The sequence below is a fragment of the Pseudoalteromonas sp. P1-9 genome, assembly GCF_001399975.1.
GTDB lineage: Bacteria > Pseudomonadota > Gammaproteobacteria > Enterobacterales > Alteromonadaceae > Pseudoalteromonas.
The window spans coordinates 221,116-235,470 of sequence record NZ_LKBD01000001.1; the positions used below are offsets into that span (position 1 = coordinate 221,116).

The following is a 14,355-nucleotide window of genomic DNA, read 5'->3' on the forward strand; positions in this document are numbered from 1 at the left end:
GTAAATGCAACCGCGTTAGCTAAGGCGCAGTACCATTTTGACGTAAGTTAGGTGGTGTTTTAAAAAAGGCTCACCTTCAACAGTTAAGCCAAACCGACGATAAAACGGTACGGCTGTTTCGCGGGCATCAAGCCAAAATTTTTCAATATTGCGCTTTTTAACATCGCTTATAATATGCTGTAAAAGTTCGCTACCGAGCCCTTGGTTTTGGTAACTAGGCAAGGTGGCAAATTTGCGCAAACGCGCTTCGTTTTTATTGATAAATAACGATGCTACACATATTAGGGTCTGTTGATCTTTGCTGTTCTATTTTTGTTCTTGTTGAGCGTGCTTTATCGCGGCGCTCGATGTGTGGCCTAGCAATCTAAGCGAATATCGAGCAACAATGAGAAAAGTGCGCTCAAAAGAACCGTTCGGCAGCGCTTGATTGGGCTTTCTACTGTGTTATCGGCTGACTCACATAGAGTAACTATGCCACACAGCCTCTGCCTTGTATAAACCCCAATCAAACTGCTGCAAAAATGAACTTGAAAGGTCAACAGACCCTAACTCTCGCTTGATTTCAATGCCAAAGTGGACGGCATTTTGGTCTTCCGGTGATTGGCAAAAATCCATTGGCTTGTTTGGCCACAATACGTGATGACGCACGCTAATCGTTTAAGCGGCGGTAATTTGTTGTACTTGAAAGGGTGAAGGCATTATTAGATGCCACCTGTAACATCAAGTATTTTTCCGGTGATAAACGAGGCGTCGTCTGATAATAAATAAGCGATGCTATTTGCCACTTCAATAGGTTGTCCGCCACGTTTAAGTGGAATTTTCTCTTTAAGTCGGTCAACGCGCGTTGGTTCGCCGCCGTCGCTATGAATATCAGTATAAATAAGTCCTGGGCGTATAGCGTTAACACGAATACCGCGCTCGGCAACTTCTAGGGCAAGGCCACGGGTCAGTGAATCTACCGCGCCTTTTGCCGCGGCGTAGTCAACGTATTCAAAGGGCGCGCCTGATTGCGATGCACCCGAAGATACATTCACAATTGCGCCATCACTAGGGCAACGTTTTATAAATTCTTTTGCGCATAAAAAGGTGCTGGTAAGATTACCGTTAACGGTATTTAAAAAGCGCTCAAGGGAAATATCTGAAAGTGTGCTTTGTTTAAATAAAATGCCTGCGTTATTAACGAGATAATTCACTTTGCCCAAATTCGCTTCAATGTCATCAAAAAGGTGAGTAACTGCGTTTTCGTTTGTGACATCTGAACAAAATGTATCGCACATTCCGCCGTTTTGTTTTATCTCATTTGCAACATCTGTTGCGGCATCGTCATTTTTAACATAGTTAATAGCGACACGATAACCACGCTTAGCGAGCAGTTTTGCCGTAGCGGCGCCAATACCGCGAGAAGCACCGGTAACTAAAACAACTTTGTTTATTGTGTCTTTATTCATAATGCTATTTTGAGCGACTTGGCTCGAACTCGCTGTAGTGTGGCAAATCCATGTTTAAACTATCCCAATTGGCTTTTGAATCAACAAAGTTATGAGACATTGGGCGTTCAACAATATCGCAGTCAAGCACACCTAAGCGCAGGCGTAAACGTGTTGGGTCATCCGCATTTGAGCTATAAAGTGGAGACGCGCATTGCTTGCAAAAATGACGTTTTCTACCCGGTTTAACTTCAAAAGAGTTAATGAATTCTTGCCCTTTTTCGATTGTTAGCGACTGCGAGTCAATAAAGCCATTGGTCGCAAAGGCGGTGCCGCTTGATTTTCTGCATAGTGAGCAGTGGCAATGAATAATATCGCTGATTGGGCCGTTAAGTGTCATGTGAACTTCGCCGCATAGGCAAGTGGCAGAATACATATTTGTCCTTAAACTGAGGGAGTTGAATTTGATAGCTGCTTTTTACGCGCTTGAAAATCAACAAAAATGTTAATGCTTAACCACACAAACCCTATCACAAAGCTGATGCCACCAAAATCCAAATAACGAAAATTTCCGTGCAATTCATATTGGGCATCAAAATTGGCGCCTTTTAGCGTAGGGATCAGAATATCGACAATCCACAAACCAAACATCACACTTGAAATGGCAAATGCGGCAATCCAGCCGTACTTAATTAAAAAGGCAAAGGTAATATGTTCAATATTTGATTGTTGCTGCAGTTGCGCGGGGGTTAGCTCAAACACCGCGGCCAACGCTTTACTGGTTTCGAGCGAGGCGTTGCCATTTTTTTCAACACGCTGAATGGTGCGAATACTTAACCCCGCCGTGACTGCCAGCTCTTCTTGACTCCAACAGTGTTGTAAGCGCAGTTGTTGTATTTTCTTATTATCTAGTTTCACAAATAAACTCATGATGTATTTCCTTATCGGTGTAGGTTGATAAGGAACAGCATAAAAATTTAGTGTACCGACTGCGCTGACAAATACCAGACATCTTAATGACATTCGCCCGTCATCTATCTGACAATTTAGCGACAGTCAGATAAGGTGGTGGTTATAGTGAGTGTTAGTACTCACTTAATTGTGTTTTATCCGACCATTGGTAAACAAATTCATCGACCACTGAACCACATGGCGCATGCCATACGCCTGCTTTGACTCGTTTAGCACCCAACTTTTCATACACTTTAATGGCGTGATGATTTCCTGATAGCACTTCTAAGTAGATGCTTGGGTGTTTAGCGTTTGCTTGTAGCCATTGTGTTGCCATAGACATTAGCTGCTTGGCGATGCCATTACCATGATAATGACCATCGACATGTAGGTTATCGAGCAAGCTGCCAAGCTCAGCTTCGTGATCGGCGTAAACACAAATAAAGCCAACGAGTTTGTTTTGATGAGACGCAATAATCACATGCTGCTTGCTATTTTCAGTAGCCAAACGAGATTGCCAAAGCGTTAAACGCTCGCTTGGGGCAACTTGGTTTAAGTATTCGGCTTTTAACATAGTATGGTAGGTGTTTTGCCAACTTTGTGTGTGAAGAGACGCAATTGCTGAGGTATCGCTTTGATTGGCAACGCGGTAGTTGATGTCCATGTTTGGTGTTCCTTATTGTTTAGCCCGTTCAATTAAAGCATTAATATTGAACTGATTAAATACTTTTACGCCGTGCTGGTTTAGCAGCTGTACAGTGACGCCTTGCCCACTTATTTTACTGCCCGTAAAGGTGCCGTCATATATTTCAGTGCTGCCACAGCTAGGGCTAAGTTCGGTTAATAACGCCAATTTAATATTGTGTGTTTGGCAAAATGCTAAGGTGAGTTTTGCACCTTTTAAAAATGCGTCGGTCACATCGAGCCAGTCATCTTGTATAACGCGTGTGGTATTGTGTTTTTGGCGATAGATAATTTCAGCAGGCGGCCTTGGAATTGGCAAACCTGCGCTTACTTCGGGGCAAAAAGGCAAAAGTTCAAAATGCTGTTTAAGTGTTTGTAACTCAAGGGCGAGGGCTTTGCCGTTGTAGCGTACAGGATTGCCAAACAAACAACTGCTTATTAGTAATTTTTGCATCAGTTTATTAAAGCGCTAATTCAAACTGCAGCATATCGCTGGTGTTAGAAGGCGTTTTGGTAAACCCCATTTTGCTTAGCACGTGCGCCGATGCTGGATTATCAATGCTTACGCCACCGTGTATTACGCGCCACTGTGTTTTTGCTTTGCCATAGTGAATAAGTGCTTTTAGTAGTTCACTGGCGTAACCTTTGCCCCAATATTGCGCGTTAAATAAATAACCAATATGTGCGTGGCCCTTGTCTTCATAAATTATAAATAAGCCAATCAGTGTTAACTCGGCATTGTGATAAATGCCATAAACTTGGCTTGTTTGTGCTTGTTCATTTAACCAAACCTTTGCATCAACAGGTGTTGTAATCCCGTGAAAACTAGGTGGTAGGTGACGTGTTACCTCGGGACTTAAAATCGCAATCAGCTGGTTAAGTTCTGCATGGTTTAGCGTTTGCTTTAACGCCGACACCGTGAGTCGTTGACTATTGAACAAGCACAGGTCTTTCATATTACTCGCTTTTAGAATGACAAGGTTGGTTGTTTAAAAACTGCGTGATGTGTGTGTTTATTGCTTGTTTTAACCACTTAGGACCACCGTCGTACATATCGTTATGACGAGATTTTGCAATTTTAACAACACATACAGGTAGTTGCTGAGTTTCGCTTTCGCTATAAAGCACGCCTTTATCGGCTGGGAAGTCGCTGCCACGAATTGAAAGTACCTTAATATTTTTATTTCGAGGAAGCGGTACACGGCGATGGTCTATAGTGATTACGTGCTCGATATAATCGACGTTTTCATTGGCAAGCCACGACGAAATATCGCCACCGTTTGAATGGCCGATTAACGTGAGTGAATTAAAGTTATAGTGTGTGTATTTGTTGGCATAGTGTGATTTAACAAAGCGCAGTGTTTGTGCGCCACGTTGCCAATTTTCACTGCGCGTTTGGTATAAGTCACCGCTGACTGAGAGCGGTGGGTCATTGGGCAGTTCGTGCCCTACAGCGATAGTTAAAAATCCATTTTTATTAAGCAAAGTTTCAATAAATTGGTATTCGGTGTGTTTAATCCCATATCCCGCGCTAATTATGGCGACCGGGCATTGATTTTTTTGCGTGCAACTTGCTGAATTTATAGGCTTTGAGACTGTCACTGGAATATGACGGTCGCGTGATTTATCAAACACGCTCAGGTCACTATTTTTGGCATTAACCGCATAACTTGCAAGGCCTAACAACAGGCTTAACGCAAGAGAAAAACGCATGAATCTTCCTTTTTATAAATTATAGTTTTTAAACGTTTGATTGAGCGTCTTTTTAACATTTTAGCTATATGATTTATAGTGCTTTTCTTGCAATTGCTTGGATCACAGCTGCCTCACCGGTGTGAAATGCACCTTCAATAACAGTGCGTTTAAGGCTTTGTAGCAATGCGAAATCTAATCCGGTTAATTCATTTTTAAGCTGCGTTGTTGTGATCATAGTACTGATATCGTTGCCGCCGCCTGTGCCTAAATGAATTTGCTCGGGTGTATAGGCTTCAAGTAAAAATACCCCGTTTGGTTTTAAACTTTTAACCACATTGGCGTGAAGTAAACACCTATGCGCTTGTGAAAACGGGGCAAAAATTGAGATGATGCTATCCCATTTGTTTTCGCCTAAATCAAAGCTGGTTAAATCAGCGTGAATAAACTCAATGTTTACCTTGTGCTTGTCAGCTAATCGCGCTGCTTTTTCTAACCCTTTGATTGATGCGTCGACGGCACAGACCTCAAATCCTTGCTGAGCAAGAAATACTGCGTTGCGTCCTTCACCTTCTGCAAGCGTGAGCACTTTGTTTGCTTTAAGTGATGAAACGTGTTGCTTTAAAAAGTCATTTGCTTGCGTACCGTAAGCATATTCGCTGTTTGAAAATCGTGTGTCCCACATGCTGTCAAAGGTCATGATTTACGCCTGTTAATTTAAACAATAGAATAAGGGTATTACTTCAAGTCGACTTTAAGTCAAGTGCACGCGAGAAAAATTATGGATATTGCGCAAGTTGCTAAACAATCGGGTTTAAAACCATCAACATTACGTTATTACGAAGAAAAAGGGCTGATCCGCTCTGCAGGTCGCAATGGGTTACGTCGTTATTACGATAAACAAGTATTAGAGAAGTTGGCGCTAATTAATTTGGGGCGTTACGTTGGTTTATCGCTCGATGAAATTGCTGAAATGCTGCTGCCGAAAGGCGTTGAGGTGAATCGCTCGTTATTGCTTGAAAAAGCCGATGAACTCGATAAACAAATTAAATCGATGACGGCGATACGAGATGGCTTGCGCCACGCTGCACAGTGCAGCGCGCCACATCATTTAGCTTGCCCAACGTTTCAGCGTTTTTTAAATCTTGCGGGTAAACGCCTAAAAGCGAAACCGAACAAGCTGAAGTAATATCATTGCTGATTTTGCTTAAATTGTAATGGTGCCTGTCAGGTATTGCACTGCATCGCCAGAGATTTTGACACGGCTGCCTGCTATCTCACAATATAAAATGCCGCTGCGTTTTGATGCTTGCAGCGCCACAATTTGCTGTTTATTCAATTTTTCAGCCCAGTAGGGCGCAAGTCCTGTGTGAATAGAGCCGGTTACCGGATCTTCATCTCCGCCATTGGCAGGCCAAAAATAGCGTGATGCACAATCAAATTGCGTGCTTGGTGCACTCACGGTCACATCTAAAGGTGCAAGGGTTTTAAGTTTTTCAGCATCTGCTGTGATGGCAGTAATGATGTCTTCATTGTCATAAATAGCGAAATAGGCTTGGTCGTTTTTAAGCACTTCAACTGGCGTGTGTGATAAGCCTTCAAGCAAAGTTGCAGGAATGTCGCTGGTGGCAACAGGCGCTGGTTTGCGATTTGGAAAATCCATTTCAATGCGGCCAAGGGCGTTTTTCACTATGGTCATTTCGCCGACGGCGCTTGCGAAAAAGGTAAATTCTGACATTTCTGGATAGTTAGAAAATAGAACAAAGGCCGATGCAAGCGTAGCGTGGCCGCAAAAATCAATCTCGGTAAGTGGCGAAAACCAGCGAATATGATAAACATTAGCCTCATTTTTCACTAAATAAGCGGTTTCTGATAAGTTGTTCTCATTGGCAATATTTTGCATTTGGCTGTCGCTTAGCCAATCATCGGTAATGATCACCGCTGCAGAGTTGCCTTTAAATCGCTCGTTGGTGAATGCATCAATCACCTGCATTTCAAGTTTCATGATTGCCCCTTCTCGTAAACTTTTTGTGCGATTAGCTCGCTTGTGAGTGGTTGCCCTTGCCAAATAAATACTTTGCTTGCACCAGCACCTAAGCCAAGTTCAAGCAAAATACGCTCTTCAATTTCACACAAACCACCGTCGTTCAGTGCTTGTTGATGCATCACTAAGGTGAGTGTTTGCAGCAGCGATTTAGTTTGTACTTGGCTGATAGCTTCTTTAAGTTTGGCTTCGCAATTTTGAAAATGTGCGATAGCTAAGCGCTGATTTGAAAATTCACCGCTAATGCTGTGCTGCTTTGCCGCTGAAAAGTTATCAATGGTGATGTGGTCTTTTTTAATGGTTACATAGAGTACTTGCTGGCTAAACATAATATTTCCTAAAAGGCGCGTTTTTAGCGTAAATAAACAGCTTGGTATTTGCCGTTGTTTTTAAATTTATTACTTTATGGTTAATTGTTATTATTTCAAATGGTTATTTTTCAAGCGTGATATTGCTGAGTTACTAAAACCACGCAACAAAACCTGCGATATTTATCACAATAAGTGCCACTAAACTGATGGCAAATAATGCGCTACGCAATAATTTTAAATTTAAGTAATAACAAAGTGTATACAGGGCGAAAGTAGCTGAACGCGGCTCCGTTAACCACATTGCTATTGGCATTCATGGCTATCGCAAACGCTATGCTTAAAATAAAAATGGCAATGCTTTCATTAATGTTTAGATGAGTGCGATTGGCACGAAATAATAAATTTGCGTGATTGTGTTCAACTGGAAATCCGGGAGGGTGCTTTTTTACAATTGCCAGTACATCGGCAATTAACAGCTGCACTATCATTAACATTGCGGTTAAGCCAAGGGCTAACAGGGCAAGGTGATATTGAGTTAGGTCGACCATGATATTGTTGTGTATAAAATAGGGTTAAATACGCCAGTTCCGTTTAAAGATTATTTTTGTGATGCCACTGTACTGCAAGAGCAAGGTGTTGGGCAATAAAATCTGATTTTAATTCACAATATAACGCATTGTTATTGTTGCAACTTATTGCTGCATTTTGTTTGATTTGAGCGTATTCAGTAGCGGTATTTGGCATCGCAATAAGGTAGTCGCGAAAAACGCGATGCTCAAAGAGGTGCTCATCTCCTTTTGCAAAGGCATGAATATGATGACTGCGTTTATCGCCACCTTTTTGAAAGTAGCGCCGACCACTAATGCCATTTTCCCCTTTGGCTTTGTAGCCAATGTATTGAAGTGCTGCGTTGCATGTGTCGAGCGCATCGAGAGATTTTACTTCTAGCAAAATATCAATCACTGGCTTTGCCGCCAAATTAGGCACCGACGTACTGCCAATATGCTCAATTGCGATTAAGTTACCACCAAGTATGGGTGAAATTAATGCGACTTCACACTCGAAGTGTTCATGCCATTGTGGTGTGTAATCCATAATCTCGATTTTTCGCATGCTACTTCCTTTATTGTTTTTTGATTAAAACGCTGTCTTTTAATTAGGCATATCAACAACGATAAATAGACTTTTACATAAACGCAAAAGCCCAAAGTTATTAGCTTTGGGCTTATGTTTTAACAATGTGGTGACGACCAACCGAGCCGTGTTACATGGTTATTGTTTAAGGCTGCAATGTCATATGCAATATTGGAAAGGGCTTACCCAAATCATCAATTGGCGAGCGGGCATTAACGCGAAATCCCTTGTGTTGATAAAAACCAACAGCTTGAGGGTTTTGCTCGTTAACATCTACTTTGTTTACCGCTAACTGATCAATGGCATAATTCAACAATAATGTACCAATGCCTTGACCACGTGCCGCATTAAGCACAAACAACATTTCAATTTTGTGTTGATGAACGCCAATAAATTCTAATATTCCACCCAAATCATTTTTAACACATTTTAGCGTTACCGCTGGAAACGCCTGCGTTAAAATAATGGGTTTAAAATACGCAATGTCCTGCTCTGTAATAAAGTCATGCGTTGCTCGGACTGAATTTTCCCAAACAGCTAGCAATTCTGCGTAGTCGTTAGGAAGCACATTTTCTACAATCATGGTATTTCTCTTTGTGACTGAAATTGATGTGCAGCCGCGAAAAATTAGTTTACCCCGTGAAACAGCATAAAGCGATGTATTTAAGTTTTGCTCATATTTAAGCGCTAGTCCGTAAAGGTCAGCACGCTCTGGTATAAACACTCTATTTATTAGTTAAATTTGTTCTTATGAAGAAATTTTAGCGTGTTAGCCTAGACTTATAGCGTGGTTAAATTTGAGGCGAAAAAAGTGCGCATTTTGTTACTTGTATTGCTGCTCCCCACGTATTGCCTAGCTGAAGTGATCAATTGGATTGTGGTTGATTACCCTCCTTACTATATTTTAAAAGGCGAATACATGGGTCAGGGAAGAGACGAGCAAGTAATTGATTTGGTTTCTAAAAACTTAGTGGGTTATAAATTTAAACGTCATGTTATGCCGGCAAGTCGAGCGGTGAAAGCGCTTGGCAGGAGTGATCAGGTGTTTTGTATGGCGTCTTTGTATCGTAATCAAGAACGCGAGCAGTTTATTCGCTTTACCGAGCAATATTCTACGCTTGGGTTATCGCCTGCTATTGCCATGCGTAAATCATTGGTTGATAAATTAGAGCTTGGCAACAGCACTGATGTGTCGTTGCGTTATTTAATTTTAAATCGCGGTTTAACCGTGGGCACCACACTTAATCGGTCATACAGTAAAGAAATAGATGCAATACTAAAATCATCGCCTAGCGAACAGCTATCTACTCGCGCGGGCCGCGACTCGCTTGAAAGTTTAACCTATATGTTATTAAAAGGGCGGGTGGATATTATTTTGGGCTACCCCAGCGAACACGCCTATTTAAGCAAATTGATGGACGCCAATAATGAGCTCACGCAATTAAGCGTGCAAGAAGCAAAAGCGGTAGCAACCGGATATATTGGTTGTAGCAAAAACCCGCAAGGCGATATTGTAATAAAAGCGATTGATGAAGCACTTGCAAAGCTTAACCACAGTAAGCAGTTTACAACTATAATGTTGCGTTGGTTACCTCAGCATATGGCGCCAACATTAAAACCGTATTTAAAGGAATATTAGCGTTTGGTTAGGCGTTGTTAGCGGTATTAGGTTTGTGGTGTTTTTTGTTAGCAATACATGCTGACATTAGCGACATTTTTTGCCTCAACTTTCGTTGTTTTAAAATCAACCGGCTTGGTAACCGTGTCAAAAGTAGAAGCGTGGTTTGAAATGGCCAAATCGGTTGATGCAATTTATGTGTGTGTTGTTATTGTATTGCTGCTGTTTGTAGACTTATTTATTGCTATTCCAACGTTAACTGTGATGTTAATAGCAGGGTTTTTTCTAGGCCCATTAGTTGGGACAATAAGCGCTGTATTAGGCTTGAGCCTTGCGGGAGGTTGTGGCTATGGCTTAAGTAGGCGCTATGGTCACTTTCTTTTGAACTTTTTAGTAAACGATCAGCAAAAGCAAGTCGATGCAGTAAATATGTTTCAGCAACATGGCGCAGTAGTGATTTTACTTTCAAGAGCGACGCCAATTTTGCCCGAAGTTTCAGCGTGTATGGCGGGTATGACCAAAATGCCTTTTATGAAGTTTTGCATTTTGTGGTTGGTGAGTACGGTACCTTATGCTGTTATTGCCTGCTATGCAGGTTCGATTAGTTCGGTTGAAAATCCCAAACCTGCAATTATTACCGCAATTGGTTTAACCGCGTTATTTTGGAGTGGTTGGTTTGTGTTTAGCAAAGTAACGAAAGCGAAGCGCCAGCTATTAACGTAAAGTGTGTTAACCGAGTTGAGGCTAAACCGCATGTTTGTGCATTTCGCTGTTGTAATCCACTACGCAGTTTCGGCCTTGCTCTTTGGCTTTATACAGTGCGCTATCAGCTTGGTGCAATAGCGTTTCAATAGAAAAGCTATCAAACTCATCGCAACAGCTAACGCCAATTGATGCGGTTAAAAATTGCGAAATCAAAGACGTTTTGTGCTCAATGGCAAGTCCCTCTATTGCTTCACGTATGGCGTATGCCATGTTGCGCGCATCACTTTGGCACGTGTTGAGCAGCACAACCACAAACTCTTCGCCACCATAGCGTGCAATTACATCACTTTGCCGGCGAGTATGGTGCTTTAAGGTTTTAGCGACGTGTTTTAACGCCAAGTCACCTTGCTGGTGGCCGTAGCTATCGTTGAATTTTTTAAAGTAATCAACATCTAACATGATCACACTAATTGGCATAGCGGATGGGGTTAATTTTTCTAACACTTGCATCATGGCGCGGCGGTTAGCAATGCCAGTAAGCGGATCGGTATCACTTAATCGTTTTAATTGGCGGTTGTTATGTTTTAGTGCATGTTGTTGCACATGTACTTTATTAAATAGCACATCAATTAGCAGCGCTAAACGGCCTATTTCGTCGGTGCGTTCTAAATTGGTTTTGAGCTGAAAATTACCGCGCTCCATCACTTCCCTGACGGTGGCTTTAAGCTTATTGAGCGGTTCAATAATCATAATGGTAAGAATAAAATAGATAATAAGAAGTACGACCAACGACATTAATAGCGCCATAACCATCGACATTTCAAATGGGCTGTCGTCAAACATTCGTTTGGGTGTGGGATAACTCAGGATCAACGCTGGCTTATTGAATATGTCATTAAATTTCACATGAATATTCGAAAGTTTGGTGCGAATATGGGTTTGTGCATCCAGCTGATTAAAATCGATAACAGGCGTTGTGGCAGAGAAAGTGTCAGCTTGTGCAGCAGTGACTGTAGTTTGGGTTATTTCACTAAGTTGGTGTGCAATTTTGCCATCAAAATAACTCCATACTAACATTGTGCCGGCTAAGTCACCCACGCCAGATGATGGTAAAACACTCCCGCTTACGAACAAAATAAGTCTGTCATTAAGGGGAATTAGCCCTTGCTTAAATAATGTTTGTTGCCCGTTGTTTATCATTTCTTGTTTGCTGATCAGCAAGTTTTTTTTAAGGCTTGGCGGTATTGATTTAAAAGGGGAGCTTGATAGTGGATTGTTGTTTTGATCTATCGCTAATTCGTCAATAAGCGTTTGGTTTTGGTCGAAAAAACTCATGCCATTTATTTTTAGTGAAACAAACGATTTAGGAATAAAAAAGTTAGTTTCCAAATAGTCTAAATCACGTGTCAGAATCACGTTATAAAGCTCATCCCACACAGCGTTATCGTAAACCAGCATTTCAAGTTCGTCGTAAACTCTAAGCAGCGCAGAATTGAGTTTGTAAATATCCTTTTTATCTTTTTCTACTTCAAGTGCGACTAGTTGCGGAATAGTCCAATATTCACGGATCACTAAGTGCACGCTTGAGAACGCAAGTAGCATGATTACGAATATAAGTAGTAACTTAATACGCAAACTTCGCGCGATAAAATTAAACATACACAAGCCTGTAGCAAAAAATGTGAGAGTAGTGCGTTGTGGCTTAACGCACTTATTTATGAGTATAGGAAAGGATTTAACTTTGCGCTGAGCGAATGAAAATAGTTATTTTCAAGCGTTAATAACGAATGTGGTCTTAACGGCTGTTCTCGTAGGTTTTTGCGTAAAACTTACTTACCATAAACTTACGATTAACGCGGACTATTGTTTCAAGAAACTGTGCCTAAAATTAGTTGCTTGCAGTATCAAGCAGCTTTATCAGTTATAGACTTAACTGCTCCCATTATTTTTATGCACGCTTGGGGTTACAGCTTTAAAACTGCGAGCTTAAACGCGACTCGGTAAACAATGATTGTTGATTAAGCGAGTTATCACTACAACGCTGCAGGTCAGCAAAGTGCCATGTGATTTCTTGTGCTGTGTTTTGTATTCCAGCTAGTACAAATGTAATGGACTTTAATGACTGTTTGTCGCTGTTTGACAAGTGACACACATTGCCAGAAATTTGCTTTTGCAGTTGGGTTAAAGTGTTTGTTGCAATCACGTCATCGAATATGGCGTGTTTGTTCTGCTGGTATTGATTGTTTGCTTTCGCTTTTTTGATAGTAAGTTCACTTAGCTGTTGTTGTATGGCTTCAATTTGTGCTTGATTGTTGTGTGACTTTTTTAACGCCGACAATTTTCGCTCTAACTGATAAATATGGTGTGACAGCGCTCTTGCCTGTTGTTGCGACTCTTTAAAGTTTTGTTGTTTTTGCTGATTAGCTTGGCTTAAACGGTGTTTATTCACGTTTTCGTTTACTTCAATAGGTGAAAAATGAATAAATAATGTTGCGCCCGTGTAAGGGTTGTAATGGGGCTTTACACTTCCTATCGGCTGCATTAAATCGGTATGTGCAGTGGTTTGATTGGCACTTAATTTAGCGCTCAGAGTCTCTAATAATAATTTTTGGCTTTGTGTTTTAGCACCAGTAAACGAGCTATAAACAACACATAATACGACAAGTAAAATTTTGATTTTCATACACACTCCAGATTGAAAATCACATCCTTGTGATGATGTAAACTTAGTTACCAGCGAGCGCCATAAGCCAGTTTTGCCACTGCTGTTCATTGTTGGCAGCTGTTTGCGCTAGAATGATTTGATACTCAGCCCAATTGCCGTCACGCGCTGCAAGGCGAATATTACGCACTTGGTCCATATGGTTTTCAAACATAAAGCGCGCCCCTAAATAGCCCCAGCGGTAAATTTCGTCACTGCTATTTGAATAGTTGGTATTGAAAACTTGGCTAAGTGTACGGTCTTGAAAATTGCCTTGAACTAACGCAATTGCGTCATCATTTGCGTCTTTTAGTGAAATGTATTCAGCTAATCCTTCGCTCCACCAAACTGTGTTTTCAGGGTAGTCAGCAAAGTTACCTTTTAGATTAAATCGACCATCAAGGTAATGCACATATTCATGTTCCAGATTCCAGATTGAAAACTCAGGTCTTAACCAATCGGCTTCGTGGGCATAAAAGGTTGCTTGATTATTAGCGTCTTCGGCATTACCTTCAATGTACATACCGCCGTTATTGGTATTGATGCCAAATAAACGAAAACCATAACGGTCGTATTGACGGTAGTTATCAAAGATCACCATTAGCAAGTCTTCGTTTAAATCACCGTCAACGGGTTGATAGCCGGTCTCTAAACGTTGATGAAAATATTCTTCCTCTGCGCCAACTAGCGCACAGCTATCAATAAACTGCTGTTGCGTCATGTCTTGTGCTTGAAACTTTAGGCTGGCACTACATGTAAATTTATGCGGCAGTATCGACTCGGCAGTGGGCTTGCCTTTGGCGTATGCAAAGTTTACAACAATAAGTGCTGAAACTGCGAGGGTAATAGGCTTTCTTGCTTTCATTATTAGCTTCCTGTTGTTGTGTTATGTAAAAATAATGTAAATCATATATTATATAATGTATACAACTTATCGGTTCTAAGCAGGTTTATTTGAGTTATATACCCTCAAACTTCTTGAGTATTGCAGCTGTGATGTTTGGTTAAGGTATTGAATTTAAGTGACTTTAAGGTTTGTTTCGAAAGTGGGTATTTAGTTTGTTTTTCGCAATAAAACGGTGGTGGTT

The 14,355-nt window shown here is 41.2% G+C and carries 21 protein-coding genes; 3 read left to right on the plus strand and 18 right to left on the minus strand.

Annotated features, from left to right (window positions below; all coding sequences use genetic code 11):
* Positions 1-15: 15 nt before the first annotated feature.
* The 10 genes from AN214_RS01015 to AN214_RS01055 form a co-directional block, all read right to left on the minus strand.
* A complete protein-coding gene (locus tag AN214_RS01015) occupies positions 16-282 on the minus strand; it encodes a GNAT family N-acetyltransferase (protein ID WP_268795465.1) in 267 nt (88 codons plus the stop codon).
* Positions 283-456: 174 nt separating this feature from the next.
* Positions 457-648 (minus strand): hypothetical protein, encoded by a 192-nt coding sequence (locus tag AN214_RS22415; protein ID WP_152960687.1) that lies wholly within the window; start codon positions 646-648, stop codon positions 457-459.
* A 53-nt stretch (positions 649-701) separates the two neighbouring features.
* Positions 702-1,448, minus strand: a complete 747-nt coding sequence (locus tag AN214_RS01020) for an SDR family oxidoreductase (protein ID WP_152960688.1) — start codon at positions 1,446-1,448, stop codon at positions 702-704.
* Positions 1,449-1,452: 4 nt separating this feature from the next.
* The gene (locus AN214_RS01025; protein WP_054978023.1) at positions 1,453-1,863 is read right to left on the minus strand and encodes a GFA family protein; all 411 of its coding nucleotides are present in this window, start codon (positions 1,861-1,863) and stop codon (positions 1,453-1,455) included.
* 8 nt (positions 1,864-1,871) lie between these two features.
* On the minus strand, positions 1,872-2,357 hold the full coding sequence (locus AN214_RS01030) for a helix-turn-helix domain-containing protein (RefSeq protein ID WP_054978024.1): 486 nt from the start codon (positions 2,355-2,357) through the stop codon (positions 1,872-1,874).
* A 154-nt stretch (positions 2,358-2,511) separates the two neighbouring features.
* On the minus strand, positions 2,512-3,042 hold the full coding sequence (locus AN214_RS01035) for a GNAT family N-acetyltransferase (RefSeq protein WP_054978025.1): 531 nt from the start codon (positions 3,040-3,042) through the stop codon (positions 2,512-2,514).
* 12 nt (positions 3,043-3,054) lie between these two features.
* Positions 3,055-3,516, minus strand: coding sequence for a DUF523 domain-containing protein (locus AN214_RS01040; RefSeq protein WP_054978026.1), 462 nt, complete (start codon positions 3,514-3,516; stop codon positions 3,055-3,057).
* Between the two features lie 7 nt (positions 3,517-3,523).
* The gene (locus AN214_RS01045; protein ID WP_054978027.1) at positions 3,524-4,018 is read right to left on the minus strand and encodes a GNAT family N-acetyltransferase; all 495 of its coding nucleotides are present in this window, start codon (positions 4,016-4,018) and stop codon (positions 3,524-3,526) included.
* Between the two features lies 1 nt (position 4,019).
* Positions 4,020-4,775 carry an alpha/beta hydrolase gene (locus tag AN214_RS01050; RefSeq protein WP_054978028.1) on the minus strand — a complete coding sequence of 252 codons (756 nt, stop codon included), beginning with the start codon at positions 4,773-4,775 and terminating at the stop codon, positions 4,020-4,022.
* Positions 4,776-4,848: 73 nt separating this feature from the next.
* Positions 4,849-5,454, minus strand: a complete 606-nt coding sequence (locus tag AN214_RS01055; protein ID WP_200911101.1) for a bifunctional 2-polyprenyl-6-hydroxyphenol methylase/3-demethylubiquinol 3-O-methyltransferase UbiG — start codon at positions 5,452-5,454, stop codon at positions 4,849-4,851.
* A gap of 81 nt (positions 5,455-5,535) precedes the next feature.
* Between AN214_RS01055 and AN214_RS01060 the strand changes: the two genes are divergently transcribed.
* A complete protein-coding gene (locus AN214_RS01060; protein ID WP_054978029.1) occupies positions 5,536-5,943 on the plus strand; it encodes a helix-turn-helix domain-containing protein in 408 nt (135 codons plus the stop codon).
* An 18-nt stretch (positions 5,944-5,961) separates the two neighbouring features.
* Here AN214_RS01060 and AN214_RS01065 read toward each other — a convergent pair whose 3' ends face one another.
* From AN214_RS01065 to AN214_RS01085, 5 genes are all read right to left on the minus strand, one after another.
* Complete coding sequence (locus AN214_RS01065; RefSeq protein WP_054978030.1) at positions 5,962-6,759, minus strand: PhzF family phenazine biosynthesis protein; 798 nt, start codon at positions 6,757-6,759, stop codon at positions 5,962-5,964.
* Positions 6,756-7,127, minus strand: a complete 372-nt coding sequence (locus AN214_RS01070; protein ID WP_054978031.1) for a hypothetical protein — start codon at positions 7,125-7,127, stop codon at positions 6,756-6,758. The genes AN214_RS01065 and AN214_RS01070 overlap by 4 nt, the downstream gene beginning before the upstream one ends.
* 203 nt (positions 7,128-7,330) lie before the next feature.
* Positions 7,331-7,657, minus strand: a complete 327-nt coding sequence (locus tag AN214_RS01075; protein ID WP_054978032.1) for an MAPEG family protein — start codon at positions 7,655-7,657, stop codon at positions 7,331-7,333.
* 43 nt (positions 7,658-7,700) lie between these two features.
* A complete protein-coding gene (locus AN214_RS01080; RefSeq protein ID WP_054978033.1) occupies positions 7,701-8,222 on the minus strand; it encodes a GrpB family protein in 522 nt (173 codons plus the stop codon).
* Positions 8,223-8,388: 166 nt separating this feature from the next.
* On the minus strand, positions 8,389-8,826 hold the full coding sequence (locus AN214_RS01085; protein ID WP_054978090.1) for a GNAT family N-acetyltransferase: 438 nt from the start codon (positions 8,824-8,826) through the stop codon (positions 8,389-8,391).
* A 228-nt stretch (positions 8,827-9,054) separates the two neighbouring features.
* Between AN214_RS01085 and AN214_RS01090 the strand changes: the two genes are divergently transcribed.
* Together AN214_RS01090 and AN214_RS22170 are read left to right on the plus strand one after the other, a co-directional pair.
* Positions 9,055-9,882: a TIGR02285 family protein gene (locus AN214_RS01090; protein ID WP_161805648.1), complete on the plus strand. Its 828-nt coding sequence runs from the start codon at positions 9,055-9,057 to the stop codon at positions 9,880-9,882.
* 57 nt (positions 9,883-9,939) lie between these two features.
* Positions 9,940-10,584, plus strand: coding sequence for a TVP38/TMEM64 family protein (locus AN214_RS22170; protein ID WP_082428446.1), 645 nt, complete (start codon positions 9,940-9,942; stop codon positions 10,582-10,584).
* A 21-nt stretch (positions 10,585-10,605) separates the two neighbouring features.
* Here AN214_RS22170 and AN214_RS01100 read toward each other — a convergent pair whose 3' ends face one another.
* The 3 genes from AN214_RS01100 to AN214_RS01110 all read right to left on the minus strand — a co-directional run bounded on the left by AN214_RS01100 (position 10,606) and on the right by AN214_RS01110 (position 14,132).
* Positions 10,606-12,225 (minus strand): diguanylate cyclase, encoded by a 1,620-nt coding sequence (locus AN214_RS01100; RefSeq protein ID WP_054978035.1) that lies wholly within the window; start codon positions 12,223-12,225, stop codon positions 10,606-10,608.
* 313 nt (positions 12,226-12,538) lie between these two features.
* Positions 12,539-13,249 carry a hypothetical protein gene (locus AN214_RS01105; protein ID WP_054978036.1) on the minus strand — a complete coding sequence of 237 codons (711 nt, stop codon included), beginning with the start codon at positions 13,247-13,249 and terminating at the stop codon, positions 12,539-12,541.
* Between the two features lie 43 nt (positions 13,250-13,292).
* Positions 13,293-14,132, minus strand: a complete 840-nt coding sequence (locus AN214_RS01110) for a collagenase (protein WP_054978037.1) — start codon at positions 14,130-14,132, stop codon at positions 13,293-13,295.
* Positions 14,133-14,355 lie beyond the last annotated feature (223 nt).

Excerpts from the sequence above, each read along its gene's own strand:
- AN214_RS01020 (WP_152960688.1), bottom strand. The coding sequence starts at position 1,448 with ATGAATAAAGACACAATAAACAAAGTTGTTTTAGTTACCGGTGCTTCT.
- AN214_RS01025 (WP_054978023.1), bottom strand. The coding sequence starts at position 1,863 with ATGTATTCTGCCACTTGCCTATGCGGCGAAGTTCACATGACACTTAAC.
- AN214_RS01030 (WP_054978024.1), bottom strand. The coding sequence starts at position 2,357 with ATGAGTTTATTTGTGAAACTAGATAATAAGAAAATACAACAACTGCGC.
- AN214_RS01035 (WP_054978025.1), bottom strand. The coding sequence starts at position 3,042 with ATGGACATCAACTACCGCGTTGCCAATCAAAGCGATACCTCAGCAATT.
- AN214_RS01040 (WP_054978026.1), bottom strand. The coding sequence starts at position 3,516 with ATGCAAAAATTACTAATAAGCAGTTGTTTGTTTGGCAATCCTGTACGC.
- AN214_RS01045 (WP_054978027.1), bottom strand. The coding sequence starts at position 4,018 with ATGAAAGACCTGTGCTTGTTCAATAGTCAACGACTCACGGTGTCGGCG.
- AN214_RS01050 (WP_054978028.1), bottom strand. The coding sequence starts at position 4,775 with ATGCGTTTTTCTCTTGCGTTAAGCCTGTTGTTAGGCCTTGCAAGTTAT.
- AN214_RS01055 (WP_200911101.1), bottom strand. The coding sequence starts at position 5,454 with ATGACCTTTGACAGCATGTGGGACACACGATTTTCAAACAGCGAATAT.
- AN214_RS01060 (WP_054978029.1), top strand. The coding sequence starts at position 5,536 with ATGGATATTGCGCAAGTTGCTAAACAATCGGGTTTAAAACCATCAACA.
- AN214_RS01065 (WP_054978030.1), bottom strand. The coding sequence starts at position 6,759 with ATGAAACTTGAAATGCAGGTGATTGATGCATTCACCAACGAGCGATTT.
- AN214_RS01070 (WP_054978031.1), bottom strand. The coding sequence starts at position 7,127 with ATGTTTAGCCAGCAAGTACTCTATGTAACCATTAAAAAAGACCACATC.
- AN214_RS01075 (WP_054978032.1), bottom strand. The coding sequence starts at position 7,657 with ATGGTCGACCTAACTCAATATCACCTTGCCCTGTTAGCCCTTGGCTTA.
- AN214_RS01080 (WP_054978033.1), bottom strand. The coding sequence starts at position 8,222 with ATGCGAAAAATCGAGATTATGGATTACACACCACAATGGCATGAACAC.
- AN214_RS01085 (WP_054978090.1), bottom strand. The coding sequence starts at position 8,826 with ATGATTGTAGAAAATGTGCTTCCTAACGACTACGCAGAATTGCTAGCT.
- AN214_RS22170 (WP_082428446.1), top strand. The coding sequence starts at position 9,940 with ATGCTGACATTAGCGACATTTTTTGCCTCAACTTTCGTTGTTTTAAAA.
- AN214_RS01100 (WP_054978035.1), bottom strand. The coding sequence starts at position 12,225 with ATGTTTAATTTTATCGCGCGAAGTTTGCGTATTAAGTTACTACTTATA.
- AN214_RS01105 (WP_054978036.1), bottom strand. The coding sequence starts at position 13,249 with ATGAAAATCAAAATTTTACTTGTCGTATTATGTGTTGTTTATAGCTCG.
- AN214_RS01110 (WP_054978037.1), bottom strand. The coding sequence starts at position 14,132 with ATGAAAGCAAGAAAGCCTATTACCCTCGCAGTTTCAGCACTTATTGTT.